This window comes from Methylobacterium sp. WL1, from assembly GCF_008000895.1.
Taxonomy (GTDB): domain Bacteria; phylum Pseudomonadota; class Alphaproteobacteria; order Rhizobiales; family Beijerinckiaceae; genus Methylobacterium.
Genome location: NZ_CP042823.1, coordinates 4,174,784 through 4,199,252, shown reverse-complemented (window position 1 = coordinate 4,199,252; position 24,469 = coordinate 4,174,784). Strand labels below are relative to the sequence as shown.

Genomic DNA, 24,469 nt, shown 5'->3' with positions numbered 1-24,469 from the left:
ATCGCCGGAGCAATTAAGCAACGTCATCGCGTATCGTGGCGACACGCCATTTGGCAAGAACATAAAAGCTACACGTTAGAGCGTAGCATCAGTTTATATTTATTCTACGTTCAAGGTGATCAATCGGCGGCGGTACTTCGATCGCGAAGAAGCTTTCATGTGAGGTCGCCAGTGAGCGTGATCGGCCCCCACAGGATGCTCCAAGGTTCAAGTTAGTGCGCGGTAGGCCGCTCCACCACGGGTAGTTTGGCCGGCGGAGCGGGTCGGGCGAGCGCGGCCGGCCAAGCGGAGAAGGCTGGACATGAACACTTCCGGTGCAGGCGGCTGGTATCCCAGTGAGGCGTGGGGGTGCACGGTGTTGTAATGACATCTCCAATTTTCGATGACGATCCGCGCCTCCCTGAGTGTGTATAAGATCTCGCCGTTGAGCAGTTCATCGCGAAGCCGCACGTTGAAGCTTTCGACGTAGCCATTCTCCCGCGGTGAGCCCGGAGTGATGTAGGCGGTTTTGCTGCCGACGCCGGTGATCCAAGATTGTACGATCTTCGCAACGAACTCCGGGACGTTATCCGAACGGATATGGCTAGGTACGCCACGGAGGATGAACAGGTCCGAGAGCACGTCGATGATATCGGTTGCCTTCAGCTTGCGGGCGACTCGGATCGCCAGGCATTCATGCGTGAACTCGTCGACGACGTCGAGCATCCGGATCTTGCGTCCATCATGTGCGCGCGCCCCGTCGGGACTGTCAGGAATTTCGTGTGCGGGCGGCCATAGTGGATCCGATGGAGGTTCCCGATGGCACGACGCAAAGCACCCCGTATTCCTGACACGCTCCTGGATCAGCTTCTGGCCGGGGCCGATCCCAAGACGGCCTTCGAGGCCGACGGCCTGCTGAACGAGCTGAAGAAAGCCCTGGCCGAGCGAGCGCTCAACGCCGAGATGGACCACCATCTGGCGGGCGAGGATGCTGGCAACACGCGCAACGGCTATGGCCGCAAGACAGTCACGACCGAGACTGGCCGGATCGAGCTGGCGATCCCGCGCGACCGGCAGGCGACGTTCGATCCGCAACTGATCGCCCGGTATCAGCGCCGCTTTCCCGGCTTCGACGACAAGATCGTGTCGATGTACGCCCGCGGCATGAGCACCCGGGAGATCGTCTCCCACCTGCGCGAGCTCTACGGCATCGAGGTCTCGCCCGACCTGATCAGCGCGGTGACCGACGCGGTCCTGGAGGAGGTCGCCGCCTGGCAGGCCCGGCCGCTGGAGCCGGTCTACCCGATCGTGTTCTTCGACGCCCTGCGGATCAAGGTGCGCGACGAGGGCGTCGTTCGGAACAAGGCCGTCCACATCGCGCTGGGCGTGCGCGCCGACGGCTCCAAGGAGATCCTCGGCCTGTGGCTGGAGCAGAACGAGGGCGCCAAGTTCTGGCTACGGGTCATGAACGAGCTCAGGAACCGCGGCGTCGAGGACGTGCTCCTGGCCGTGGTCGATGGCCTGAAGGGCTTCCCCGATGCAATCCGGGCGGTGTTCCCCGAGGCGATGGTCCAAACCTGCATCGTTCACCTGCTGCGCCACAGCCTCGACTTCGTCTCCTACAAGGACCGCAAGCTCGTGGCGGCCGCGCTGAAGGACATCTACCGCGCGCTCGATGCCACAGCTGGCGAGGCGGCCTTGGCGGCCTTCGAGGCGGGCGAGTGGGGCAAGCGCTACCCGGCCATCGCCCAGAGCTGGCGACGGGCCTGGGGCGAGGTGATCCCGTTCTACGCGTTCCCGGGCGAGGTTCGCCGGATCCTGTACACGACGAACGCCATCGAGGCTCTGAACGCCACCCTGCGCCGGGCCGTGCGCGCCCGCGGTCACTTCCCGACCGACGAGGCCGCGCTGAAGCTGCTCTACCTGGTCTTGAACCGCTTCGAGAAGGCGTGGAAGATGGGCCCGCGTGAGTGGGTCATGGCCAAGGCGCAGTTCGCCGTCATCTTCGGCGAGCGCTTCACCCGGGCCATGGCGGCCTGATGTTCAACACGCCGCCCGCACACGAAATTCCTGACAGTCCCCGGCAGCGCCACGACGACGGAGGCGATCCGTCGAACGATCCAGCATAGTCAAGCGAGCCTGAGGGCGCTCTCGAAGCGCTACGGGATCAACCCAAAGACGGTCGCTAAGTGGAGGCAGCGAACCTCGGTCGCCGACCAGCGCACGGGGCCGAAGGATCCGCGTTCGACGGTGCTGTCACCCGAGGACGAAGCGGTCGTTGTCGCCTTTCCCCGTCACACGCTTCTGCCGCTCGAAGACTGCCTCTACGCGCTGAAGGCCACGATCCCGCACCTGACCCGCTCGTCCCTGTACCGCTGCCTGCAACGCCACGGTATCAGCCGATTGCTGGAGGTCGACGGCGACAAGCCCAAGCGGTCGCGCTTCAAGGCCTACCCTCTCGGCTACTTCCACATCGATCTGGCTGAAATACACACGGCCGAGGGTCGGCTCTACCTATTCGTCGCCATCGATCGCACGACCAAGTTCGCCTTCGTCGAACTCCATGAGAAGGCAACGCGGCGGGTCGCAGGCGACTTTCTCCGCCATCTTATTGAGGCCGTGCCTTACAAGGCGCACACGGTGCTCGCCGACAACGGCGCCCACTTCACCACGCCCGGCAACATCGCCTCGGCCGCTTCCATCATCAAGGAGGCGATGGCAGCCGGCGAGACATTCCGAGCCGGCAGCTTCGAGTCCGCCTGCGCCCGAAACGATATCGACCATCGTCTAACCAAGCCGCGTCACCCCTGGACCAACGGTCAGGTCGAGCGAATGAACCGCACGATCAAGGACCTGACGGTCAAGCGCTACCACTCCGACAGTCACGCGCAACTCCGCACTCACCTGGCCGACTTCGTCAGCGCCTACAACTTCGCACGCCGCCTCAAGACCTTCCGTGGGCTCACCCTCTATGAGGCCATCTGCAAAGCATGGTCCGCCGAGCCCAGCCGCTTCAGGTCAAGCCCGATCCACCAAATGCCGGGACCAAACACCTAGATCCAGCGTTGGCCCTGATCCATCGCGGCGAGAGAATGTCGCCGTTCTCCGTGATGATCCAGGGCTGCGCGTCTTCTGCGTCTATGGCTCTAGCGGCTGCCGCGAGAGCCTGGCGCAGCGTTGGGAACTCGTGACCCTGCGCGACGTGCGCTGGGCCATGGCCAGGCCACACGGTCAGCGCGGTGCGCTTGTCGAGGTCGGCGCGCGTCATGCTCTGCTCTCGGCCGTTGCGGGAGCGAGAGTGCCTACCGCCGACATGCGGCGAGCGAGGGACAATCTGGTTAACGGTCGGTGTCTACAGGACCGTATCGCGACCAGGCGGATGCGACCGCACGCTCCATTGGAAGCGCTAAGCCGTGAATGGGGAGGCGGTGAGGCCGCCCCATTCGAGGGACGTTCAGCGGTTGCCAGGCGTTCCGCTGGTCCCGTTTGGCTTCGAGCCTGACCCAGCGTCGTTGGCCCCCGTGCTGTTCGTCGTGCCGGAGCGGCTCATCCCGCCAGTTGAAGGGCCGCTGCCGGCCGCACCCGGGGATGAGCCTGAGCCCGCATCGTTCGGGCCGGTACTGTTCGCGGTTCCTGAACGGCTTGAGCCGCCAGCTCCACTTTCAGCAGCGAAGGCTGTGCTTCCGAGGGCGAGAATGGCTGCAACAACAAGCAGTGATGCCTTCATTAGCGTTCTCCCGTTGACCCGCCTCCCGAGTGCTTAGGGACCCTTGGGCGGTACTAGGGTAATCGTGCTCCCGTGAAGCTGTTCCTCGACGGGATGGTAGCTGCCCGGAGGCTTCGTCAACCCTTCGTGGCTCCCGACGAGAAGCCTTCGTGAAAGCTCGGATCGTTCCCGCCGCCGGGCTGAGCGGCATCCGTAAAGTCACGGTTAGCTATCCCGGGAGAGCAGGCGGAACGGCAAGCTTGGCCGTCGGTTCCACCGACATGGAACACTACAGATCCACCCTCGTCACCACCGCGATTGCTGCCTTTGGGCTGCTCGCCGCCGCCCATGTCCTACATCCGGGCAACGACGAGAGGCCGGAGCGCACGGTGCGGGTTGTCATGGTCGCCAATGAAACGGCGGCCGGGCCGACGATCTGGGCCGATCCTCCGCGTAGGCTACATGGCAGTGAGCCTGCTGCGTTGATGGCGGACAGCGGCGCGCTGTTGGCACGTCGCCCAACGATGCCCCTGCCGCCGGGGGTTGGGGCATTGCCCAGGCTTTCGAGCACCTTGATACATCCAGCTGCCCAAAGCGGGACCGCCGACGGCGATCCGATCGGTGACTTGATCCGCAATCTCGACCGCGATGAGGATAGCTGACGGCTTTCTCGACCGTATCTCGGGCGTAGGGTCCACCGAATGGATCCCCCATCGCCTTCCGCTGGAACAGCGTGCGTCGGCGTCGGCGTTGGTGCTCCGGTCTGTCGCGGATCATGTGGCCGCGATGGCAGGAGGCTGCGCGGTTGGCGTCCGCGTTGTCGGCCGTGTCGTGATCCCGGTGGGCGGCTGCCGGGACGACACGGGTTCGGCGGTCGCGGCCGAGGATACCAGCGCCAGACCTGACCCGGATCCTACGGCTCCAGTCATCGCGCCGGCGGCCGGGTCTAGCATCCCGCCGACGCCCATCGCCGAGGTGGTAGACTATCTGCCCGTGCGGTCGCCCGCAGCGCTCACAGCGGCCCTGCGCCCGACCAAAGCGGATTGCCATCGACAGCTCGCGCCGGTCGAGCGGGTAGAGTGAGCGGTGCTCGGGCCGGATCGGCCTGGTGGCGGCATTGTGCCACCAGGTGTGAAGGAAGCGTCGCGGTAGGAAAGCCCCTACCTACCGCTCATGAACCTGTCCGACGTCGAAGTCTGGGCGTTCCTCACCATCGCCATCCTCGGCCTGTTCGTGCCGGTGATCATCGTGTGGTGGAAGGACCGCCCGATCCTGCCGGTCGCGGTGCTGAGCCTCGCGTTTTGGCCCGGCGCTCTGATCCTGGCGCTGCGGTTGCGACGGCGTCAGGATCTGTAACGTCAATCAGCGTCGGTGCCTGAACGATACCGACCGCGGGGATGTTTGCTCCTGGGCTGATCGAACCGATCGGTCTGGAGGAACGTCCATGTCGATCAAGACAATCGCTCTCGCTGCCGCGCTCACCGTCGCGATGGCAGGAGCAGCGATGGCGCAGACACCCGCCGGGGGCGGTAGCGCGGAAGGCAACATGAATAACCCGGGCAGCGTGAAGAGCTCGTCCCAGAAGCGGATGGGTGGCCAGACCGGCATGATGGGGCGGCGACACATGACCCGTCACCGGCATCATCACATGCGCCGCGCCCGCATGTGATTCCATGGTTTAGCCCCGCGGCTGCGAAACTGCGGGGCTCCTTCCCATCAGACGGGGCGACCGGCCACCTTCGCGGCTGACCCGTCTGCGATCTGTGCCTCGAGCTGTGCCCGGAAGTCGGCGATCCCCAGCACCTGCATCGTGCGCCCGTCCTTGTCGAGGAACTCGTAGAGCGCGTCTTCGATGTTGCGGTTGCTGAAGAAGACGATCGCATCCCGATCTCCGCCGCCCTCCTCGTGAGGTTCGCCATGGGCGGGCCCGGAGACGAAGCTGCCGCTGGGGCGGATCTCCTTCAGCGTACCGTTCGGGCGGTAGAACCGCAGTTCGCCCTGCATGACCAGCGTGACGTAAGGGCAGTGATGCCGGTGCAGCATCACCCGCTGGTTGGCGGCAAACTTGAAGAGCACGTCGACGATCCGGTTCTCCTCGTCGACCTTGTAGACGAAGAAGGCGATGTGATCGAGCCAATCCAGGGTGCGCCACGTGATGTTGGTCTGGTCGAAGCTGTGCCGATCCACGTATTTTCCTCCGTATTGTTTTATACGGAGCGATAAACGTAGCTATATCGCTTATGAGCCCCGCTAAATGCGGAGACTGGGACTTCCGTATCGCTGGGTCAAACTCGTTCGGTGCAGGTCTGCTACCCAGGGCGATACTCGCCACCGACCGGATCCACGAAAGCCTTCCTCAGGAACAGCAGCGACCGCATCTGGAGGCGAGGACCGGAATTGTTGGCCGTATCATGCTCCCGAGGTGCAGCGGCCGGCATGACATGTGTCCGGCGGGCGCGGCCGGATAGGCATGGTGTGGCGTGAAGCCCCCAAGTGAAGTGCCACCTTGCAGTGAGCCTCACAATCCAAGCTATGACTTGCGGGTCACAGTTCGCGGGCGCCGCCGCTGCATGATGCAACCAAATCGCAACCTTCTAGTCACGGCGCATGACGCAGTACATTGCGAAATACTTAGCGCGCACAAAGCCGCTTCATAAATGGTTTACTACGCCGTCTTGCTTCATCGGCGACAAGTGTGTCCGTAAAACTACAGCTATTTGGCTCATGGGCCGGTAGCCTTACCGTCAGATAGAAATCCCGGACCCAACACGATGACCAAGCTTCTCGCCTCCCTGGCCGCCTTCACCGCCCTGACCGGCGCCGCTGCCGCCGCCGACCTGCCGCGCCGCGCCGCCCCGCCGCCCGTGTTCACCCCGGTGCCGGTGTTCACCTGGACCGGCTTCTACGCGGGTTTCAACGCCGGCTACGCCTTCGACGCCAGCAGCCGCTCGAACAACTCCACCTTCGGCATCCCGGCCCCGTTCGCCGTTCCCGGCACCACCGCCACCTTCCGCAACCGCAGCCAGGACGGCTTCTCCGGCGGCGCGCAGATCGGCTACAACGTCCAGTTCACCCCGGGTTCGGGCGTGGTCGTCGGCATCGAGGCCGACGCCCAGTACCTCGACTTCGGCCGTAGCCGGAACAACGCCTTCGTGAACGGCGCCGTCGCCCCGGGCTACTACGTCACCGACCCGCGCGGCCTGTCGAGCCTCGACTACTTCGGCACCGTGCGCGGCCGCCTCGGCTACGCCTTCGACCGCACCCTCGTGTACGGCACCGGCGGCTTCGCCTACGGCTCGGGCAGCGCCGACCGCTCGTTCGGCGGCTACGCCGGCAACGACAGCTTCCGCACCGGCTACGCCGTCGGCGGCGGTGTCGAGTTCGCCCTCCCCACCGAGTCGTTCCTGAACTTCTTCCGGTCCTCGGCCGTGACGTTCAAGATCGAAGGTCTGTACGTCAACCTGGAGCGCGGCAACCGCAACCAGGGCGCCCTGGTCGTCAACGCCGCCAACCTCGTCCCGGTGGCCTACAGCGCCATCGGTCGTCGCGACGACGAGTTCGCCGTCGTCCGCGCCGGCCTGAACTACAAGTTCGGCTCGTACTAGTATCGGATCGCGCTCCTCCCGGCCTCAACGCCGGGAGATGTGGCCGGCGGGCGAGAGGTGTTGGTCCTCCTCCTCGCTCCCCGCCGCGGAAGGCGCCGGCAACTTGTCGGCCTCCGGATCCCCAGCCCGATCAATCTGGCCGTGAGGTCGGCAACACCCTGGGAGCACCCGCTCCCGGGGTGTTTTTCATTTCTGTTTCGGCCTGGCGCGCTGATCCCGACGCTGCGTTTGCAACGCTGTCACGATCCGTCACTTCAATCCGTGTGGGAGCCTGAACCGCGATGGGGACGGGCCCCCGGGCTGACTGGATCAGACGTCTTCACAGTGTGGTCATGCTCACGCCTTTCCCGGGCTCATCGCCGGTCACGATTTCGGCTCCTGGGTCGCGGGCTTCTGCTCCCTGGCCCGGCCCGACGTGTTCGGATCGGTCGTCCTGATGAGCGCGCCGTTTGCGAGGGCGCCCACCCGCGACGCCCTCGCGGACAGTCCGCGACCGCCCGCGCAGGATCCGATCCACGCCGCTTTGACCGGTCTGCCGCGCCCGCGCGAGCACCATCACCGGGACTTCGCCTCCCCCGCCGCGGCGCCCGACATGGCCGGCAGCCCGACACAGGGCGCCGCGTTCCTGCGCGCCGACTTCCATCACAAGAGCGCCGACCGGCCGGGCAACCCGCCGCATCGGTGCGCTGCGTGGCCCCATGGGTCTGGGCATCGCTGCGATTCCCCCGCATGTCTCGCGCCCGAGAGGTTCGTCGCGCGCCTCCTCCTAACCCGCAGTCACCAACACAACAGGATTTCCCATGGCTGGCCTCAAGGACAAGCGTGGCTTCATCGATAAGGACCGGCTCGATCTGTCGGAACGCAAGGCCGTCGAGTTCTGGATGAAGCGCTGGGGCGTCACCCAGGACCAGCTGACGGCGGCGCATCGGAAGGTCGGCCGGATGACGAAGGACATCGCCGCGGAGCTGGGCAAGAAGCGGTAGGCGCATCTGCGCCCCGACGGGGCAGCGCGTCAGGTCGGGGCGCCGATCGTGAGTTGGAGGCAGCATCCGGCGTCGTAAGCGCGATCCCGCGGGACAAGCGCGACGGCGGCCTACAGGTTCGGGTGCAGCCCACGCACCGGGCTCGCCGCCTCCAGCAGCGCGGCGACGTGCAGGATCGTCGATTCGGCCTGCCAGCTGGCAACGACCTGGACGTTGATCGGCAGTCCCTCGCCGCTCGTCCCGAACCGCATCGACAGGCCGGGCAGGCCGGTGACGTTCAGCGGCACGGTCGCGCCCTGGAGGTAGGTGGCGTCGACGGTCTGCCCGTTGATGACGAAGTGCGTGACGCCGTGCTTGTGGGCCGGGATCGGCAGGACCGGGGTGATCAGCGCGTCGTAGCGCCGGAAGTAGTCGGCGTAGCCGTCCCGCAGCCGCTCCGCCGCCTGCTCGGCCGCGATGTAGTCGTCCATCGACGAGTCCGGGAGCGCCAGCATGGTCCTGGCCATGGTGTAGATCTCGTCCCGGCTCCGGCCCTCCGTCGCCTCCCTGAAGGCCGGCTTCATCTCCATGACGTGCAGCGTGTTGAAGACGTCGAGGGCGAAGTCACGCTCCAGCGCCGGGATGCGCACGGCCTCCACGACGCAGCCCGCGGCCTTGAGGGCCTCGGCCGCCGCCCGGACGGTGGCGGCGACCTCGGGATCGATCGGGCCGAAGCCCGGCTCGACCAGCCAGCCCACCCGGAGCGGACGGCCGGGCGCGGAGCCCAGGCCGGCATCGGCGGCGACGGTGCGGGACGCGTAGCCGTCCTCGCCGTCGGGACCGGACAGGAGCGAGAAGGCCAGCGCGAGGTCCCGGATGGAGCGGGCCATCGGGCCGACATGCCAGAAGCGCCGCGGCGCGCGCGGCCAGATCCCCGTCATCGGCACCCGCCCGTGGGTCGGCTTCAGCGAGACGATCCCGGTCTGCGCGGCCGGGCCCCGGACCGAGATGGCGAGGTCGGTGCCGAGGCCCAGCGGCGACATACCCGCCGCGATGGCCGCCGACTCGCCCCCGCTCGACCCGCCGGGCGTCCGCTCGAGGTCCCAGGGGTTGTTCGAGCGACCGGAGAGCAGGTTGTCGCTCTCGATCCAGTAGGAGAATTCCGGCAGGTTGGTCTTGGCCAGCAGGATCGCCCCGGCGGCCTTGAGGCGGGCGACGCTCGTGGCGTCCGCGGTGGGGATGCGGCCCCGGAAGATCGGCGACCCGCGCTGGGTCGGGACGCCGGCGGTGTCGATCGAATCCTTGACGGTGAACGGCACCCCGTGCAGGGGCCCGATCTCGCCCCCGGCTAGGATCGCGGCTTCGGCCGCGCGGGCGCCGTCGAGCGCCCGCTCCGCCACGGTGACGATGGCGTTGACCTTGGGATCGACGGCCGCGATGCGGTCGAGGTGGGCCTGCATGACCTCCACCGGCGAGACCTGGCGGGTGCGGATCAGCGCGGCGAGCTGGGTCGCGTCCGAGAAGACGATATCGTTTGTCATGGGCCGGTGTCCTTCGCGATGGATGTCGAGGGGGGAGGCTTCTGCCGACGTGCGGACCTCTGTCGGGCCGGCGGCGTCGCCCCGGGGCCGGTCGCCGCCCGCGCGGATGCGCGGGCGGACGGTGTCCGGGGACGGAGGGTGGTGTCGTCAGCCGTTCGCGAGATGCGCGAGGAGACGCTCGGCGGCCGGCCCGGAAGAGGCCGGGTTCTGGCCGGTGATGAGCAGGCCGTCGGCCACCACGTACGGCGCCCAGTCGCCGGCCTTGGAGAACCGGCCGCCGTTCTGGCGCAGCGCATCCTCGACCAGGAAGGGAACGACCTCGGTGAGGCCGACCGCCTCCTCCTCGGTGTTCGTTAACCCGGTGACGGCCTTGCCCTGGACGAGCGGCGTCCCGTCGGGGGCCTTCGCGTGGCGCAGGACGCCGGGGGCATGGCAGACGAGGGTGACGGGCTTGCCGGCCGCCAGCGTCGTCTCGATCAGCCTGATCGAGACCGGGTCCTCGGCCAGGTCCCAAAGCGGACCGTGGCCGCCCGGATAGAACACGGCGTCGAACCCGTCATGGGAGACGGCATCGAGCCGGGTCGTGGTCTCGAGCGCCGTCAGCGCTTCCTCGTCCGCCTCGAACCGGCGCGTCGCGTCGGTCTGCGAACCCGGCTCGCTGCTCTTCGGGTCCAGCGGCGGCCGTCCGCCCCGGGGCGAGGCCAGCACGATCTCGGCGCCGGCATCCTTGAACACGTAGTAGGGCGCGGCGAGCTCTTCCAGCCAGAAACCGGTTTTGCGGCCGGTGTCGCCGAGCTGATCGTGGGAGGTCAGCACCATCAGGATCTTCATTGTCGTTCTCCGTGATCGTTCAGGTCGAAGGGAAGCTTCCGGCAGCCGATCGATCGATCGGCCGGGATTTCACATGGCATGGGGGACGCCGAGGCGGCGTCAGTGCGCCTTCGACGGATCGTCCGCGCGCTGCTCTTGCGCGGATCCCGTCTCGGCCGGCCGAACCTGCGGGTTCACGCGGTGGCCGTCGTCGAGCCTGCTGCCGGCCATGCGGACTGCGCCGATGGTCTCCAGGGTGATCCGCTCCTGCGCCGTGGCCGCGGAGGTGCCGAGCAGGGCGGCGCTCATCAACCCGGCGGTGACGAGGGCGGGGACGGCTGCAGTCTTCGTTCCGTGGGGCATGAGCTCGCTCCTTGCGTGGTGTCCTCGCCTCCGCCGGTTCGGGGAGGCTTCATTGTTCGCTTGAGTAGACCAGTCGTCTAAAAGTTCGGCACGAGCAGGCACGGTTCGGCCGCCCGCGCCGTACCTCGGGCTCGCGTCAGGCGAGTCCGAGGATCTGTCGCGTCGTCGTCATCGCGGCCTCGAACGGCGCGTCGGTCCGCACGATCTTCGCCATCAGGCTCGCGCCGAGCCACACGTGATAGAGCGCCTCGGCGGTGGCGTGGGACGTGCCCTCCACCTTCAAGGAGCCCTCCGCGGCCCCCGCCTCGATCGCCCGCGCCAGCCGTTCGATGATCCCGGCGGTCCCGCCCTTGAGGGCGAGCCGCATGGCCTCGGACAGGTCCGAGACTTCCGCGGCGAGCTTCACCGCCAGGCACTTGCGCTGATAATCGACGCTGCCCTGCGTCGCCTGCCATTTGCGCCAGTAGTTCATCAGGCGCTCGGCGTGGTCCAAGCCGGGCTCGGCGAGCGTCGCATCCAGAGCGGCGAGATACCCCTCGAAGTAATCGGCCAGGAGCGCCTCGCCGAAAGCCTCCTTCGAGCCGAAGTAGTGGTAGAACGATCCCTTCGGGACCCCGGCCGAAGCCAGGATCTCGTTGAGCCCGACCCCGGAAAACCCCTTCGCGCCCACCAGGCCGTAGGCGGTGTCGAGAATCTCCTGCCGGGTGTCGGTATGCGTGTTGAGGCGTGCCATGACGCTGAGATAGCCCTGATTAGACCGGTCGTCTAGTGGCTGGCCCCTTCTTTTTTCGCCGAGGCTTCGAAAGCCTCCCGGCGAAGCGAATCCGTGGCGGGGCCGCGCTGGCGCAGCACCACGGACCTCCGGTCGGCGCTGGTCCGTCTGCACGAGCCGGCCTCAACCTGTGCGACCAAGGCCGCCGGGCAAGGGGGCCGGGCAAGGGGCCAGGCAAGGGGAGGCGGGCAAGGGGAGGCGGGTCGAAAGACGTGCGCCTCACGCGCCGCGACAGCCCGCCTAGCGGCTCCGCCCGTACCCGGCGACCCACGACGATCGCCGCGGTCGCGATGCCGACGAGCAGGAGCATCGGGTGGAGCCCGGTTCGTGCCGAGGCCCGGTTCAAAGCAACTTCCACACCGCCGGCGATATTGACGACGGCCGGCACCACGCGCGTATCCAGGAACATCTTCGGGGCACTGGGTCCCGAAGGTTTCCTCAGCATGTAGTCGTATCCAACGGTCATATTAACCTCTGTTATAAACATAAGATATGGGTGGGTATTATTCGCAAGTGTGTGCGGTTTTCGGGAAACACGGATCGACGGCAGGTGTTTCCTTGTCATTCAGGTTCGGAGTGCGCCTCTTGGAAAAGCCGACGTTCAAGCCCTACCGACGTCCCTCCGGCGGATGGGGATCGGCGTTCTCGGTCGGCAACATCCTGAGGCGTGAGGGCGTCCTGGCGAGTGTCCCGGTCGCGTTGACGCGTCACAACAAGGTCGACGGCTACCAGTGCAACAGCTGCGCCTGGGTGAAGCCGGCAAGCCCGCTCCCGTTCGAGTTCTGTGAGAACGGGGTCAAGGCCGTCGCCTGGGAGCTGACATCCCACCGGTGCACGCCCGACTTCTTCGCCGCCCACACGGTGACCGAACTCCGCGACTGGGACGATTACCATCTCGAACAGACCGGCCGCCTGACGCATCCGCTGCGCTACGATGCGACCAGCGACACCTACGTGCCGGTGTCATGGGGCCATGCGGTCGAGGAGATCGCCCGCGAATTGCGCGCGGTCGAGGACCGCAAGAAGGGAACGGTGTTCTACAGCTCCGGCCGCCTGTCCAACGAGGGCAGCTACCTCTACCAGCTCTTCGCCCGGATCTACGGCAACAACAACCTGCCGGACAGTTCCAACATGTGCCACGAGACGACCTCGGTCGCCTTGCCGGCGAGCATCGGGCAGGCCATCGGCACCGTGGCGCTCGACGACTTCGCCAAGGCCGACTGCCTGCTCTTCTTCGGCCAGAACCCGGGCAGCAACTCGCCGCGCATGCTCCACCCGTTGCAGGAGGCGAGTCGGCGCGGCGTGCCGATCATCACATACAACCCCCTGCGCGAACGCGGGCTCGAGCGCTTCCTGAACCCGCAATCGCCGACGGAAATGCTGACCCGCAAGGACACCCGGATCAGCTCGCAATACCATCAGGTCAAGGCGGGCGGCGACCTCGCGGCGCTCACCGGGATCTGCAAGGCGGTGGTGGCCCTGCACGACGAGGCGCTGACGGCCGGCGGGGCGGCGGTGCTCGATGAAGCCTTCATCAAGGACCACACGCACGGCTTCGAGACCTTCGTGGCCTGGTTGCGGGCACAAGACTGGGACGTGCTCGAGCGCCGCTCGGGGCTGCACCGGGCGGACATGGAATCGACCGCGATGGTCTACAGCCGGTCGCGGACCGTGATCGGCGTCTACGGCATGGGGCTGACCCAGCACCGGGCCGGGGTCGAAACCGTGCAGATGCTGGTGAACCTCTTGATGCTGCGCGGCAATATGGGTCGCGATGGCGCCGGGATCTGCCCGGTGCGCGGGCATTCCAACGTCCAGGGGCAGCGCACGGTCGGGATCACCGAGAAGCCCGAGCTGTTCCCGCTCACGCGGCTCGGCGAGCAGTTCGATTTCGAGCCGCCCCGCGAGCCCGGATACAACACGGTCGAGGCCTGCGAGGCCGTCCTCAAAGGCGATGTCCGGGCCTTCGTGATGCTCGGCGGCAACTTCGTGCGCGCCATCCCCGATCACGGTCAGATGGAGCCGGCCTGGCGCCGGTTGCGCCTGACCGTCAACGTGATCACCAAGCTCAACCGAAGCGCGCTGCTTCCGGGGGAGATCAGCTACATCCTGCCGGTGATCGGGCGACTGGAGATCGATGAGACCGCGGCCGGCCAGCAGGTCCTCTCCATGGAGGACACCTCGGCATGCGTCCACGGCAACCGCGGCCTGCGCAAGCCCGCCTCGCCGCACCTGATCAGCGAGATCCGCCTGATCTGCGAACTCGCCCTCAAGGTGCTCGATCCGAACCCGCGGGTGCGGTGGACGGATTACATGACCGACTACGCCGAGATCCGCCGGGAGATCAGCGCGACGCTGCCGGATTCGTTCTGGGACTACGAGCGGCGCATGTGGGAGCCCGGCGGCTTCCAGCGCGACCTGCCGGTGAAGCGGCGCGAGTGGCGCACCGATACGGGCCGGGCCAATTTCGTCACGCCGGGCGGGCTAGACGAGGATGCGGACATGCCCGATGTCGGGCACGACGTGCTGCGCCTGATGACGCTGCGCAGCAACGACCAGTTCAACACCACGGTCTACGGCTACGATGACCGGTTCCGCGGCATCAACAACACCCGCAAGGTGGTGCTGATGAACCGCTCGGACATCGACCGCCTGGGTTTGAAGGTCGGGCAGGCCGTGACGCTGAAGACATGCGCCGACGACGGCGTCGACCGTCGGCTCGCCGGCATGCTCGTCGTCGCCTACGACGTCCCGATCGGGTGCATCGGCGGGTACTACCCGGAATGCAACGTCCTGATGCCGATCTGGCACTATGCCGTCGGCAGCAAGACGCCCGCGGCCAAGACCGTCCCGGTCACCGTGCACCCGGAAGGCGACCGCGTGCTGGAACCGCAGCTGGCGGACGCCGCAGGCTAGCGCATCGTCCCGAAAGGTGGCCACCGGCTTTCGGAAGGAGACGATGCGGATCGAGGAGATCAAGCATCGTCCCGAAAGGTGGCCACCGGCTTTCGGAAAGAGACGATGCGGATCGGGAAGGTCGCGCATCGTCCTGGACGACAGGAACCGCGCCCCGGCGGCCTCACCCACGCTCTCATGGCGAGATCCGACCGGCGCGCCCGGCCCGATCCCGCCCGGCGCGGGTCGCACTCAGACGACTTGAAGGCCGAGCCGTCCGCAGATCCAGTCCTGCGCCGCCTCGATGTCGGCGAATGTCGGCGGGCACGGATCGTCCACCACGCCGAACCCGGCCTCGAGGAACCACTTGCCGGCATCGGCCTCGTGCAGGTCCGAGAGCCGCACGAGGACCGCGACGAGGAAGCCTTCGTGAAAGACGAGCTGGCTCTCCTGATCCTCGCTCCCGGTGCCGACCTGCACGGGTTGAAGGCGTAGGCTCATGCCGCGTCCCTCCCCCCGAGATGCAGATAGTTCGGCTTGAACTCGGCGAACGCCTCCAGGCCCGCGAGATCCGAGATCGTCACCTGCTGCCCCGAGAACGCGATCAGGCCGCGCCGCTGCAGGTTGATCAGGACGCGGTTGACGTGCACGGCGGCCAGCCCGGTGGTGTCGGCCAGATCATCCTGGGTGACCGGAAGCGCGTAGCTCTGGCCCTGGCCGGCCGTGCGGCCGACGGCGCGCAGCCGCAACAGCAATTCGCAGAGCAGATGCGCGATGCGCTCGTCCGCGGAGCGGCGGCCGATGTTGACCAGCCATTCGCGCAGGGTCGCCTCGTCCACCAGGGTCGCCAGCCGCAGGGCGTGAGTGATGCCGGGATGGCGTTCGAGCAGGCCCTGGATGGTGAGGAGGTCGATCCGCACCACGTGACACGTGGAGAGCGTGCCGATCGCATGGTCCATGGCCTTCAGCAGCGCCACGTCGAGGTCGCAGTAATCGCCCGGAACCAGGTAGGCCATGATCTGGCGCGCGCCGCTCGCCCGGAGCTTGTAGCGGCAGGCGATGCCGTCGAGGATCAGGTAGACGCCGTCCGGTTTGTCACCCTCCCGGATCAGGGCGGTCCCGGGCTCGATGACCTGCGGGTTCGCGCTGATCCGCTGCAGCACGTCCTTGTCCTCCGCCGAGAGCTTGGCCAAGCTCTCGAGCTTCGCGATCAGAGGATTGTTCGTTGCCCCGGCGGGAGGCTTCGCACCGCCACCGGTATTCGTCCTATCGTCGTCCTGCATCGCCTCTCACCTGGGTCACGCACGGGGAATACGATCCCGTATTCGCCATCCGGCGGGGGCTGTTTAGATCAGCGCTTCGTGCATCGATACCCTGTCCAACGGTCGCAATACAAAGCGTCGGATATCGCACACGGGGTGCGGGCCGAGCGGCCCTGTCCGCCGCAGATCGCCTGATCCGCGACGGATGCATGCGGGCATGCGCCCGCTCGACTCTGCGACCCCTTGCACGGCCATTCCACCCCTGCATCGCCTGCTTCAGCGCCACGGGCGGACATGTCGGCGCCACGGAGCCGATGTGCAGAATAGGCGCCAATTCGCCGGCCGAATCTAAACCAGGATATTTTTCGGTTCGATTTTCAGAGGTAAGTTGAACAAATCGAAGGCTCTTTCAGCAGCATAGCGCCTGCTGTGTCAGGTTGTCGACTGCAGCCGATTGCCGGTCCCGCGGGTGTGGGGCGCGATCTACTGTAACCGGGGCTTCTTCTGCGAAGCTTCGATCCACCGAATTGGACCTGTGCCGGACCGCATCCCCGCTTGGGCGTGCGAGCATGGAGGCAGCGCGTTTGAGAGAGACCGTCCTCATCACCGGCGGCGCCGGTTTCATCGGATCCCATCTGGCGCGCGCGCTGCTGACCCGCAACTACAGGGTCCGTGTCCTCGACAGCCTGATCGAGCAGGTTCACGGGACGGAAGCAGAACCGAAACGGTTGCCGCACGAGGTCGAGTTCATCGAGGGCGACGTCCGCGACGCAGCCGCTTTGATACGAGCCCTGGACGGTGTGGGCGCGATCGTACACCTCGCCGCCGAGGTCGGCGTCGGCCAGAGCATGTACGCGGTCGAGCGGTACGTCTCGGTCAACGATTGCGGCACCGCCGCACTGTTCCAGCAGCTCATCGACCGGCCGGTGCGACGCGTGGTTGTCGCCTCCTCGATGAGCATCTACGGCGAGGGTCTCTACCGGGCCGGGGACGGCAGCATCGTCCAGGACGCGGTGCGCGGGCCGAGGCGCCCGGGCGAGCCCTGGGACCCGGTGGATGCGCAAGGGCATCCGCTCGTGCCCGTGCCGACCCCCGAGTGGAAGGCCCCGACCCTAGCGTCGGTCTACGCCCTGACCAAGTACGTGCAGGAGCGCCTGACCCTGACGCTCAGCCCGGTCTACGGCATGGAAGGCGTCGCCCTGCGGCTCTGGAACGTCTACGGGCCGGGGCAGGCGCTCTCGAACCCCTACACGGGCGTCCTCGCGATCTTCGCCGCGCGGCTGCACAACGGGCAGCCGCCGATGATCTTCGAGGACGGCGAGCAGCGCCGCGACTTCGTCCATGTCGAGGACGTGGCCGAGGCCTTCGTGCTGGCGCTCGAGCACCCGCGGGCACCCGGGAACGTCTACAATGTCGGGAGCGGCCGGGACCGGTCGGTCCGCGAGGTCGCCGAGATCCTCGCGCGGGCCATGGGCAAGCCGCATCTCGCGCCGGAGATCATCGCCCAGGCCCGGACGGGCGACATCCGGCACTGCATCGCCGACATCGGTCGGATCCAGCGGGACCTGGGCTTCGCCCCGCAGCGCGATTTCGCCGACGGGGTCGCCGAACTGGCGGCCTGGGTCGCCGAGCAGCAGGCCGTCGACCGCGTGACCGAGGCCCGCCGGGAACTCGAAGCCCGGGGGCTCGTCGCGTGACGGCGGCCCGCCCCCGTCCGCCGGGCGACCCGGCCGGCTGCAGCGTCCTGATCACCGGCGGCGCCGGCTTCATCGGTGCGAACCTCGCCGACAGCCTGGCCTCGGCCGGACACCGCGTCGTCGTCCTCGACACCCTGGCGCGCCCGGGCGTCGCGGCGAACCTGGCCTGGCTGGTAGAGCGCCATCCCGCCGCTCTGACGGCGGTGACCGGCGACGTTCGCGATGCGGACCTGGTCGCGGATTGCGTGGCCGAGGCGGATGTCGTCTTCCACCTCGCGGCCCAGGTCGCCGTGACCACGAGCCTCGTCGCGCCGCGAGAGGATTTCACGGTCAATCTCGGCGGCACGATCACGGTGCTCGAAGCCGCGCGCGCGCGGCGGGTGCCTTTCGTCTTCGCGTCGACCAACAAGGTCTACGGCAACCTGCCCGATCTGCCGGTGACCGCCGCGAACGACGCCTACGTCCCCGCCGATCCCGAGATCAGGCGCTGGGGCATCGCGGAGCGCCAGCCCCTCGATTTCCACACGCCCTACGGCTGCTCGAAGGGTGGCGCCGACCAGTACGTCCTCGACTACGCCCGCAGCTTCGGCATCCCGACCGCGGTCCTGCGGATGAGCTGCATCTATGGCCCGCGCCAGATGGGCACCGAGGACCAGGGCTGGGTCGCACATTTCCTGATCAGCGCCCTCGCGGGCCGGCCCATCAGCATCTACGGGGACGGGCGGCAGGTCCGCGACATCCTGCACGTCTCGGACGCGGTCACGGCCTACCGGGCGGCCTGGGCGCGGATCGAGAGCATCGCCGGCCAGGCCTTCAACCTCGGCGGCGGTCCGGACAATGCCGTGAGCCTGCGCCAGGTCCTCGCCCATATCGAGACGCTCGTGGGGCGCCCGGTCGATCACCGCTTCTCGGAGTGGCGCGCCGGCGACCAGCGCTACTACGTGTCCGACACGCGCCGCGCCGCCGCGATCCTCGGCCTTCCGGCCCCGATGCCGTGGCGGCAGGGCGTGGCCGATCTCGCCGCCTGGCTCACCCAGGAACGGGACGGCGGCGCGACCCACGGCCTGCGCGATCGGGACAGGCCTCTGATGGGAGCGGCCGGATGAAGGTCGCCCTCGTCAATCCCGCCTGGGATTACCGCAACAGCATCTATTTCGGCTGCCGCGAGCCCCATCTCGCGCTCGAACTCGGCTACAGCGCCGCGCTCCTGACCGCCGCGGGCCACGACGTGCTGATGCTCGATGCGCACCTCTGCCGGCTCACGCACGCGCAGGCCGCCGAGAAGGTCGCGGCGTTCGGCGCCGACATGACCGTGGTGACGACCGCGCCGACCTACCTGTTCTGGCGCTGCGCCCCACCGGAATTGCGGGTGCCGCGCGCCTTCCTGGACGCCCTCGCCGGGCGCGGAGGCCGCACGGTCGCGGTCGGACCGCACGGCTCGGCGACCCCGCGCCCGACCCTGGAGAAGCTCGACGTCGACGCGGTCGTGCGCGGAGAGTGCGAGGAGATCGTCCTGCGTCTCGCACAGGCGCAGGAGCTCCGGAGCGTGCCGTCGATCGCCTACCGCGACGACGACGGCGTGCGGATTACCGGGGGCCCGCACGCGGCCAGGTTCAGCGATGCCCCGGCACTGCGCTGGCCGGCGGAGTGGATCGCGCGCCACACCCACCACCACCACCGCTTCGACCGGGAGCCCGACGGTCCCGGCGCCGAGGTCGAGGCCTCGCGAGGCTGCCCGTATACCTGCAGTTTCTGCGCGAAGATCGACTTTCGCGACGCGTATCGCCGGCGCGATCTCGAACCCGTCCTCGCCGAGATCGACGGGCTGATCGCCCAGGGCGTCACCTACGTCTACTTCATCGACGAGATCTTCCTGCCCCAGAAGCCGCTCCTCGAAGCCCTGGTCGCGCGCGACCTGCGCTTCGGCATCCAGACCCGGATCGACCTGTGGAAGCCGGACATGCTGGATCTGCTCGGGGCGGCCGGATGCGTCTCGATCGAGGCCGGCATCGAGAGCCTGACGGTCGAGGGCCGGGCCGCCCTCGACAAGAAGTGCCGCGCCACCACCGACGAACTCGCAGAGCGGCTGATCCACGCCCGCAGGACCGTGCCGTTCGTGCAGGCGAACCTGATCAAGGTCGCGGGCGACGACCCCGCGATGGTGGCGCAGTGGCGCGATCGCCTGCGCGGGCGGGGCGTCTGGGCGAACGATCCCGTGCCGCTCTACCCCTATCCCAGCTCCCCCGATTACCGGCGCCTCTGGGGCGAGCCGGACGATGCGGCCTGGGAGCGGGCGCACGCCCATTACCTCGGCCTCTTCGACGCGTTCAGCGACATCCAGGACGAGCGGCCGCTGACGCTTCGCGAACTGGAGGCGGCATGCGGACGGACCTGACGCGGCAGCGCTTCCACGTCCTGATGACCGCCGACGCCGTCGGCGGCGTCTGGTCCTACGCGGTCGACCTCGCCGGGGGGCTCGTCGAAGCCGGTGTCGGCGTGACGCTCGCCGTGCTCGGTCCGGACCCGTCCGCGGCGCAGGCCGCACGTGCCGAAGACGCCGGGTGCCGCCTCGTCAGGACCGGGCTGCCCCTCGACTGGATGGCGACGGATCCCGGCGCGGTGACGGGGGCCGGCGAAGCGCTGGCGCGGACGGCCCGCGCGGTCGGGGCCGATCTCGTCCACCTGCACAGCCCCGCCTTCGCGGCGGCTGCGGACTTCCCGGTGCCCGTCGTCGCGGTCTGCCATTCCTGCGTAGCGACCTGGTGGGCGGCGGCCGGGACCGGGCCGCTCCCCGGGGATCTGGCGTGGCGGGCGGAACTCGTCGCACGCGGGTGCCGCCGCGCCGACGCGCTCCTGGCTCCGAGCCGGGCGTTCGCGGACGCGACGGCCCGCGCCGGTCTGTCCCGGCCGCCGAGGGCCGTCCACAACGGTCGGCGGCAGCTGGCCCCTGATCTGGCTTCCGTCGCTTCCCCCGGCACCGATCCGGTGCCCTTCGCCTTCACGGCCGGCCGGTTGTGGGACCGGGCCAAGAACTGCGCCGGTCTCGACCGCGTCGCGGCCAGGACCGCCCTGCCGGTGCGGGCGGCCGGTCCGGTGACGGGCCCCAACGGCGAGCGCGTCCGGCCGGTCCACCTCACGGTTCTGGGCGAACTCGACGAGGCCGGCATCGCGGCGGAACTCTCCGGGCGACCGATCTTCGTCTCGCTGGCCCGCTACGAGCCGTTCGGCCTCGCCGTCCTGGAGGCGGCCCAGGCCGGCTGTGCCCTCGTGCTGTCGGACCTGCCGACCTTCCGGGAAGTGTGGGCGGATGCCGCCCTGTTCGTCGAGGCCGACGACGCGGACGCGGTCGCCGGCCTGCTGGATGGCCTCGCGACCGACCCGGACCGGCGTGCGCGCCTCGGGCGGGCGGCGCAGGAACGGGCGGGTCGCTACACGGTCGCCGCCGCGACGGCTTCCGTCCTCGACGTGTTCGAGGCGCTCCGCGCCGGCCCCGGGATTCGCGCCGCCCGACAGGGAGCGGCCGCATGAGGATCGCCTACTTCACCCACTCGCTCGCCGCGTGCTGGAACCACGGCAACGCCCATTTCCTGCGCGGCGTCCTCCGCGAGCTGATCCGGCGCGGGCACGAGGTCCAGTCGTTCGAGCCCCGCGGGGCCTGGAGCCTGGCGAACCTCCTGCGCGACCACGGCGAGGCGGGGCTTGCGCCGTTCCGGGCCGCCTACCCGGAGCTGCAGGCCGAAATCTACGACGCGATCGAGCCGGCGGTGGAGTGTGCCGCGCGGGCCGACCTCGTCATCGTGCACGAGTGGAACGCGCCCGCCCTCGTCGCGGCGCTCGGCGCGGCCCGCAAGCGCGGCGCGTTCGACACGCTTCTGTTCCACGACACGCATCACCGGGCGGTCAGCGAGCCGGAGACGATGCGGCGCTTCGATCTGTCGGGCTACGACGGCGTGCTGGCCTTCGGCGAAGCCCTGGCCGCGGTGTATCGCGATTGGGGCTGGGGCGACCGGGTCTTCGTCTGGCACGAGGCCGCCGATATCCGGCTGTTCCATCCGCCGATCGTGGAGGGCCCGCGGCAGGGTCTGGTCTGGATCGGCAACTGGGGCGACGACGAGCGCGGCGCCGAGCTGGAGAGCTTCCTGTTCGGGCCCGCGCAGGCGGTGGGCCTGCCCCTCGACGTCTACGGCGTTCGCTATCCCGAGGCCGCCCTGGCGACTCTCGCCCGCTACGGCGCGCGCTATCACGGCTGGGCCGCCAACGCGGCCGCCCCGGCGCTGTTCGCCCGTCACAGCGCCACCGTGCACGTGCCGCGCCGCTTCTACGTGGAGCGGCTGCCCGGCATTCCGACCATCCGGGTGTTCGAGGCGCTGGCCTGCGGCATCCCCCTGGTCTGTTCGCCCTGGGAGGATGCCGAGCGCCTGTTCCGGCCGGGCATGGATTACCTCGTCGCCCGCAGCGGCGCGGAGATGGAGCGTGCCCTGCGCGCCCTGCGCGACGATGCCGAACTGCGGCGCAGCCTCGTCCAGAACGGCCTCGCGGTGATCCGAGCCCGTCATACCTGCGGCCACCGGGCCGAGGAGCTTCTGCGTGTCGTCCAGCGGCTGCGCGCCCCAACCCTGCAGGAGAGGTGCGCATGAGGATCGCTTTCTACGGATCGAGCCTGCTCTCCTCCTACTGGAACGGCGCGGCCACGTATTACCGCGGCCTGCTGCGGGACCTCGCGGCGCGCGGCCACCGCATCACCTTCTACGAGCCGGACGCCTACGACCGGCAGAAGCACCGCGACATCGACCCGCCGCCCTACGCCGACGTGCGCGTGTATCCCGCGACGCCGGAGGCGATGCGCGCCGTCGTGGCGGAGGCGGCCCAGGCGGACGTGGTCGTGAAGGCGAGCGGCGTCGGCGTGTTCGACGACGCGTTGCTGGCCGGCCTCGTCGCGGCCTCCCGTCCCGACGCGATCCGCATCTTCTGGGATGTCGACGCCCCCGCGACCCTCGCCGAGATCGCGCAGGATCCGGGGCACGCCCTGCGCCGCGCGATGCCGGCGCTGGACCTCGTTCTCACCTATGGCGGCGGTCCGCCGGTGATCGCCGCCTACGAGGGCTTCGGCGCGGCGCGCTGCATCCCGATCTACAACGCGCTCGATCCCGACACCCATCACCCGGTTCCGGCCGATCCGCGCTTCGCGGCCGACCTCGCCTTCCTGGGCAACCGCCTGCCGGACCGGGAGGCGCGCGTGGAGACGTTCTTCCTCGGCGCCGCGGCGCGGCTGCCGGATCGGTCCTTCCTGATCGGCGGCAACGGCTGGGACGGCAAGGCCATGCCGGCCAACGTCCGCGCGCTCGGGCACGTCTACACGCGCGAGCACAACGCCTTCAACACGACGCCGCGCGCGGTGCTCAACATCGCCCGCGACAGCATGGCGGCGGTGGGCTTCTCGCCCGCGACCCGCGTGTTCGAGGCGGCGGGCGCCGGCGCCTGCCTGATCACCGACGCCTGGACCGGGCTCGAGCTGTTCCTCCGGGACGGCGCGGAGGTTCTGGTCGCCCGCGACGGCCAGGACGTCGCCGACCACGTGGCCGGGCTGACCCCCGAGCGCGCGCGTTCGATCGGAGCCGCCGCCCGCGCCCGGATCACCCGCGAACACACCTACGCGCATCGGGGCGCGGAGGTCGACGCGATCCTGCGCGCGGTCTGCGCGCGCAAGCGCGAACGGAGCGTCGCGTGACCGGCGCCCCGCTCCGTCTCGTCGTCCTCGGGCTCAGCCTGTCCTCGTCCTGGGGCAACGGCCACGCCACCACCTACCGGACGCTCCTGAAGGCCTTCGCCCGGCGCGGGCACGCGATCCTGTTCCTGGAGCGCGAGGTGCCCTGGTACGCCGAGCACCGCGATCTGACGGCCCCGGATTATTGCGACCTCGCCTTCTACCGCGATCTCGCGGATCTCGAACGGTTCCGCGACCGGATCGCCGCCGCCGACGCGGTGATCGTGGGCTCCTACGTGCCGGAGGGTGCCGCGGCCGGCCGGCGCGTCCGCGCCTGGACCCGATCGGTCTGCGCCTTCTACGACATCGACACGCCCGTCACCCTGGCGAAGCTCGAGGCCCGTGACCACGGGTATCTCACGCCCGACCTGATCCGCGCCTACGACCTCTACCTATCCTTCACCGGCGGTCCGACCCTGCGCCGGATCGAGGCGCGCTACGGCTCGCCCGCGGCGCGCCAGCTCTATTGCTCGGTCGATCCCGAAGCATATCCGGCGCTGGCGCGGGACGCGCGCTGGGACCTCTCCTATCTCGGGACCTACAGCCCGGATCGGCAGCCGACCCTGACGCGGCTCCTCGTGGACGCGGCCCGGCAGGCCCCGCACCTGCGCTTCGTGGTGGCGGGCCCGCAATATCCCGACGCCGTGGACTGGCCGCGCAACGTCGAGCGGATCGAACACGTCGCGCCGCGGGATCACCCGGCCTTCTACGCGGCGAGCCGCTACACGCTGAACGTGACCCGGGCCGACATGATCCGAGCCGGCTACAGCCCGAGCGTCCGCCTGTTCGAAGCCGCCGCCTGCGGCACGCCGATCCTCACCGACCGCTGGGACGGCCTGGAGACCGTGCTGGCTCCGGGGCGCGAGATCCTGCCGGTCGAGACCGCCGGGGAGGTCCTGGGCCTGCTCGAAGGGCAGCCCGAGACCGAGCGCCGGAGGCTCGCGGACGCCGCGCGCGCCCGGGTTCTCGCGCGCCACAGCGCCGGGCACCGGGCCGCGGAACTCGAGGCCCACCTGCGCGAAGCCGCCGGCCGCCGCGGGAACATCGCAGCGCGACCAGTACTTGGCGAAATGTCGCCGATGGTCTGATCAATAGAGATTGGTCTCAGAAAAG

General features: G+C 68.7%; 24 protein-coding genes and 2 pseudogenes. 15 read left to right on the top strand and 11 right to left on the bottom strand.

Annotated features, from left to right (window positions below; genetic code table 11):
• Positions 1 to 212: 212 nt before the first annotated feature.
• A pseudogene (locus FVA80_RS20420) lies at positions 213 to 732 on the bottom strand (integrase core domain-containing protein); the annotation flags it as partial.
• Positions 733 to 798: 66 nt separating this feature from the next.
• Here FVA80_RS20420 and FVA80_RS20415 point away from each other — a divergent pair.
• Both FVA80_RS20415 and FVA80_RS20410 read left to right on the top strand, forming a co-directional pair.
• Entirely contained in the window at positions 799 to 2,019 is a 1,221-nt protein-coding gene (locus FVA80_RS20415; RefSeq protein WP_147909912.1) for an IS256 family transposase, read from the top strand.
• Positions 2,020 to 2,049: 30 nt separating this feature from the next.
• On the top strand, positions 2,050 to 3,036 hold the full coding sequence (locus tag FVA80_RS20410) for an IS481 family transposase (RefSeq protein ID WP_147909913.1): 987 nt from the start codon (positions 2,050 to 2,052) through the stop codon (positions 3,034 to 3,036).
• On the opposite strand, the gene FVA80_RS31465 is transcribed toward FVA80_RS20410, so the two are convergent.
• A complete protein-coding gene (locus FVA80_RS31465) occupies positions 2,993 to 3,247 on the bottom strand; it encodes a hypothetical protein (RefSeq protein ID WP_147909914.1) in 255 nt (84 codons plus the stop codon). The genes FVA80_RS20410 and FVA80_RS31465 overlap by 44 nt on opposite strands.
• A 186-nt stretch (positions 3,248 to 3,433) precedes the next feature.
• The gene (locus tag FVA80_RS32205) at positions 3,434 to 3,706 is read right to left on the bottom strand and encodes a hypothetical protein (protein WP_147909915.1); all 273 of its coding nucleotides are present in this window, start codon (positions 3,704 to 3,706) and stop codon (positions 3,434 to 3,436) included.
• Between the two features lie 239 nt (positions 3,707 to 3,945).
• On the opposite strand from FVA80_RS32205, the gene FVA80_RS20395 reads away from it, so the two are divergent.
• A complete protein-coding gene (locus tag FVA80_RS20395) occupies positions 3,946 to 4,347 on the top strand; it encodes a hypothetical protein (RefSeq protein ID WP_147909916.1) in 402 nt (133 codons plus the stop codon).
• Positions 4,348 to 4,369: 22 nt separating this feature from the next.
• Here the strand turns inward: FVA80_RS20395 and FVA80_RS31460 are convergent.
• Positions 4,370 to 4,735 (bottom strand): annotated as a pseudogene (locus FVA80_RS31460) (hypothetical protein); the annotation flags it as partial.
• Positions 4,736 to 4,858: 123 nt separating this feature from the next.
• Between FVA80_RS31460 and FVA80_RS20385 the strand changes: the two are divergent.
• Together FVA80_RS20385 and FVA80_RS20380 are read left to right on the top strand one after the other, a co-directional pair.
• On the top strand, positions 4,859 to 5,041 hold the full coding sequence (locus FVA80_RS20385; protein WP_147909917.1) for a hypothetical protein: 183 nt from the start codon (positions 4,859 to 4,861) through the stop codon (positions 5,039 to 5,041).
• Between the two features lie 88 nt (positions 5,042 to 5,129).
• A complete protein-coding gene (locus FVA80_RS20380) occupies positions 5,130 to 5,354 on the top strand; it encodes a hypothetical protein (RefSeq protein ID WP_147909918.1) in 225 nt (74 codons plus the stop codon).
• A gap of 47 nt (positions 5,355 to 5,401) precedes the next feature.
• Here FVA80_RS20380 and FVA80_RS20375 read toward each other — a convergent pair whose 3' ends face one another.
• Positions 5,402 to 5,872: a regulator gene (locus FVA80_RS20375; protein WP_147909919.1), complete on the bottom strand. Its 471-nt coding sequence runs from the start codon at positions 5,870 to 5,872 to the stop codon at positions 5,402 to 5,404.
• 584 nt (positions 5,873 to 6,456) lie between these two features.
• On the opposite strand from FVA80_RS20375, the gene FVA80_RS20370 reads away from it, so the two are divergent.
• On the top strand, positions 6,457 to 7,290 hold the full coding sequence (locus FVA80_RS20370) for a porin family protein (RefSeq protein WP_147957863.1): 834 nt from the start codon (positions 6,457 to 6,459) through the stop codon (positions 7,288 to 7,290).
• A gap of 800 nt (positions 7,291 to 8,090) precedes the next feature.
• A complete protein-coding gene (locus FVA80_RS20365) occupies positions 8,091 to 8,273 on the top strand; it encodes a DUF3606 domain-containing protein (RefSeq protein ID WP_003600567.1) in 183 nt (60 codons plus the stop codon).
• 110 nt (positions 8,274 to 8,383) lie between these two features.
• On the opposite strand, the gene FVA80_RS20360 is transcribed toward FVA80_RS20365, so the two are convergent.
• The 4 genes from FVA80_RS20360 to FVA80_RS20345 form a co-directional block, all read right to left on the bottom strand.
• Positions 8,384 to 9,793, bottom strand: a complete 1,410-nt coding sequence (locus FVA80_RS20360) for an amidase (protein WP_147910856.1) — start codon at positions 9,791 to 9,793, stop codon at positions 8,384 to 8,386.
• A gap of 147 nt (positions 9,794 to 9,940) precedes the next feature.
• Positions 9,941 to 10,624: a type 1 glutamine amidotransferase domain-containing protein gene (locus FVA80_RS20355; protein ID WP_147910857.1), complete on the bottom strand. Its 684-nt coding sequence runs from the start codon at positions 10,622 to 10,624 to the stop codon at positions 9,941 to 9,943.
• A gap of 99 nt (positions 10,625 to 10,723) precedes the next feature.
• Positions 10,724 to 10,966 (bottom strand): hypothetical protein, encoded by a 243-nt coding sequence (locus tag FVA80_RS20350; protein WP_147910858.1) that lies wholly within the window; start codon positions 10,964 to 10,966, stop codon positions 10,724 to 10,726.
• 136 nt (positions 10,967 to 11,102) lie between these two features.
• On the bottom strand, positions 11,103 to 11,699 hold the full coding sequence (locus tag FVA80_RS20345; protein WP_147910859.1) for a TetR/AcrR family transcriptional regulator: 597 nt from the start codon (positions 11,697 to 11,699) through the stop codon (positions 11,103 to 11,105).
• Between the two features lie 624 nt (positions 11,700 to 12,323).
• On the opposite strand from FVA80_RS20345, the gene FVA80_RS20335 reads away from it, so the two are divergent.
• Positions 12,324 to 14,654, top strand: a complete 2,331-nt coding sequence (locus FVA80_RS20335) for an FdhF/YdeP family oxidoreductase (protein WP_246692046.1) — start codon at positions 12,324 to 12,326, stop codon at positions 14,652 to 14,654.
• A 231-nt stretch (positions 14,655 to 14,885) separates the two neighbouring features.
• Here the strand turns inward: FVA80_RS20335 and FVA80_RS20330 are convergent, their stop codons facing one another.
• Complete coding sequence (locus FVA80_RS20330) at positions 14,886 to 15,134, bottom strand: hypothetical protein (protein ID WP_147908051.1); 249 nt, start codon at positions 15,132 to 15,134, stop codon at positions 14,886 to 14,888.
• The gene (locus FVA80_RS20325; RefSeq protein ID WP_147908052.1) at positions 15,131 to 15,916 is read right to left on the bottom strand and encodes a Crp/Fnr family transcriptional regulator; all 786 of its coding nucleotides are present in this window, start codon (positions 15,914 to 15,916) and stop codon (positions 15,131 to 15,133) included. The genes FVA80_RS20330 and FVA80_RS20325 overlap by 4 nt, the downstream gene beginning before the upstream one ends.
• A 563-nt stretch (positions 15,917 to 16,479) precedes the next feature.
• Here FVA80_RS20325 and FVA80_RS20320 point away from each other — a divergent pair.
• The 7 genes from FVA80_RS20320 to FVA80_RS20290 are packed head-to-tail and all read left to right on the top strand — an operon-like array spanning position 16,480 to position 24,444.
• Positions 16,480 to 17,592 carry an SDR family NAD(P)-dependent oxidoreductase gene (locus FVA80_RS20320; RefSeq protein WP_147908053.1) on the top strand — a complete coding sequence of 371 codons (1,113 nt, stop codon included), beginning with the start codon at positions 16,480 to 16,482 and terminating at the stop codon, positions 17,590 to 17,592.
• On the top strand, positions 17,589 to 18,698 hold the full coding sequence (locus FVA80_RS20315; protein ID WP_210249192.1) for an SDR family NAD(P)-dependent oxidoreductase: 1,110 nt from the start codon (positions 17,589 to 17,591) through the stop codon (positions 18,696 to 18,698). Before FVA80_RS20320 ends, FVA80_RS20315 begins: the two co-directional genes overlap by 4 nt.
• Positions 18,695 to 19,987 carry a TIGR04295 family B12-binding domain-containing radical SAM protein gene (locus FVA80_RS20310; RefSeq protein WP_147908054.1) on the top strand — a complete coding sequence of 431 codons (1,293 nt, stop codon included), beginning with the start codon at positions 18,695 to 18,697 and terminating at the stop codon, positions 19,985 to 19,987. Before FVA80_RS20315 ends, FVA80_RS20310 begins: the two co-directional genes overlap by 4 nt.
• Complete coding sequence (locus FVA80_RS20305) at positions 19,972 to 21,120, top strand: glycosyltransferase family 4 protein (RefSeq protein ID WP_210249463.1); 1,149 nt, start codon at positions 19,972 to 19,974, stop codon at positions 21,118 to 21,120. Before FVA80_RS20310 ends, FVA80_RS20305 begins: the two co-directional genes overlap by 16 nt.
• Positions 21,117 to 22,229 carry a glycosyltransferase gene (locus tag FVA80_RS20300; protein WP_147908055.1) on the top strand — a complete coding sequence of 371 codons (1,113 nt, stop codon included), beginning with the start codon at positions 21,117 to 21,119 and terminating at the stop codon, positions 22,227 to 22,229. The genes FVA80_RS20305 and FVA80_RS20300 overlap by 4 nt, the downstream gene beginning before the upstream one ends.
• Positions 22,226 to 23,320, top strand: a complete 1,095-nt coding sequence (locus FVA80_RS20295; RefSeq protein WP_147908056.1) for a glycosyltransferase — start codon at positions 22,226 to 22,228, stop codon at positions 23,318 to 23,320. Before FVA80_RS20300 ends, FVA80_RS20295 begins: the two co-directional genes overlap by 4 nt.
• Complete coding sequence (locus FVA80_RS20290) at positions 23,317 to 24,444, top strand: glycosyltransferase (protein ID WP_147908057.1); 1,128 nt, start codon at positions 23,317 to 23,319, stop codon at positions 24,442 to 24,444. The genes FVA80_RS20295 and FVA80_RS20290 overlap by 4 nt, the downstream gene beginning before the upstream one ends.
• Positions 24,445 to 24,469: the final 25 nt, after the last annotated feature.

Coding starts and splice junctions, on each gene's coding strand:
- FVA80_RS20310 (WP_147908054.1), top strand. CDS start 18,695: ATGAAGGTCGCCCTCGTCAATCCCGCCTGGGATTACCGCAACAGCATC.
- FVA80_RS20345 (WP_147910859.1), bottom strand. CDS start 11,699: ATGGCACGCCTCAACACGCATACCGACACCCGGCAGGAGATTCTCGAC.
- FVA80_RS32205 (WP_147909915.1), bottom strand. CDS start 3,706: ATGAAGGCATCACTGCTTGTTGTTGCAGCCATTCTCGCCCTCGGAAGC.
- FVA80_RS20380 (WP_147909918.1), top strand. CDS start 5,130: ATGTCGATCAAGACAATCGCTCTCGCTGCCGCGCTCACCGTCGCGATG.
- FVA80_RS20350 (WP_147910858.1), bottom strand. CDS start 10,966: ATGCCCCACGGAACGAAGACTGCAGCCGTCCCCGCCCTCGTCACCGCC.
- FVA80_RS20370 (WP_147957863.1), top strand. CDS start 6,457: ATGACCAAGCTTCTCGCCTCCCTGGCCGCCTTCACCGCCCTGACCGGC.
- FVA80_RS20385 (WP_147909917.1), top strand. CDS start 4,859: ATGAACCTGTCCGACGTCGAAGTCTGGGCGTTCCTCACCATCGCCATC.
- FVA80_RS20360 (WP_147910856.1), bottom strand. CDS start 9,793: ATGACAAACGATATCGTCTTCTCGGACGCGACCCAGCTCGCCGCGCTG.
- FVA80_RS20305 (WP_210249463.1), top strand. CDS start 19,972: ATGCGGACGGACCTGACGCGGCAGCGCTTCCACGTCCTGATGACCGCC.
- FVA80_RS20415 (WP_147909912.1), top strand. CDS start 799: ATGGCACGACGCAAAGCACCCCGTATTCCTGACACGCTCCTGGATCAG.
- FVA80_RS20330 (WP_147908051.1), bottom strand. CDS start 15,134: ATGAGCCTACGCCTTCAACCCGTGCAGGTCGGCACCGGGAGCGAGGAT.
- FVA80_RS20325 (WP_147908052.1), bottom strand. CDS start 15,916: ATGCAGGACGACGATAGGACGAATACCGGTGGCGGTGCGAAGCCTCCC.
- FVA80_RS31465 (WP_147909914.1), bottom strand. CDS start 3,247: ATGACGCGCGCCGACCTCGACAAGCGCACCGCGCTGACCGTGTGGCCT.
- FVA80_RS20355 (WP_147910857.1), bottom strand. CDS start 10,624: ATGAAGATCCTGATGGTGCTGACCTCCCACGATCAGCTCGGCGACACC.
- FVA80_RS20365 (WP_003600567.1), top strand. CDS start 8,091: ATGGCTGGCCTCAAGGACAAGCGTGGCTTCATCGATAAGGACCGGCTC.
- FVA80_RS20300 (WP_147908055.1), top strand. CDS start 21,117: ATGAGGATCGCCTACTTCACCCACTCGCTCGCCGCGTGCTGGAACCAC.
- FVA80_RS20295 (WP_147908056.1), top strand. CDS start 22,226: ATGAGGATCGCTTTCTACGGATCGAGCCTGCTCTCCTCCTACTGGAAC.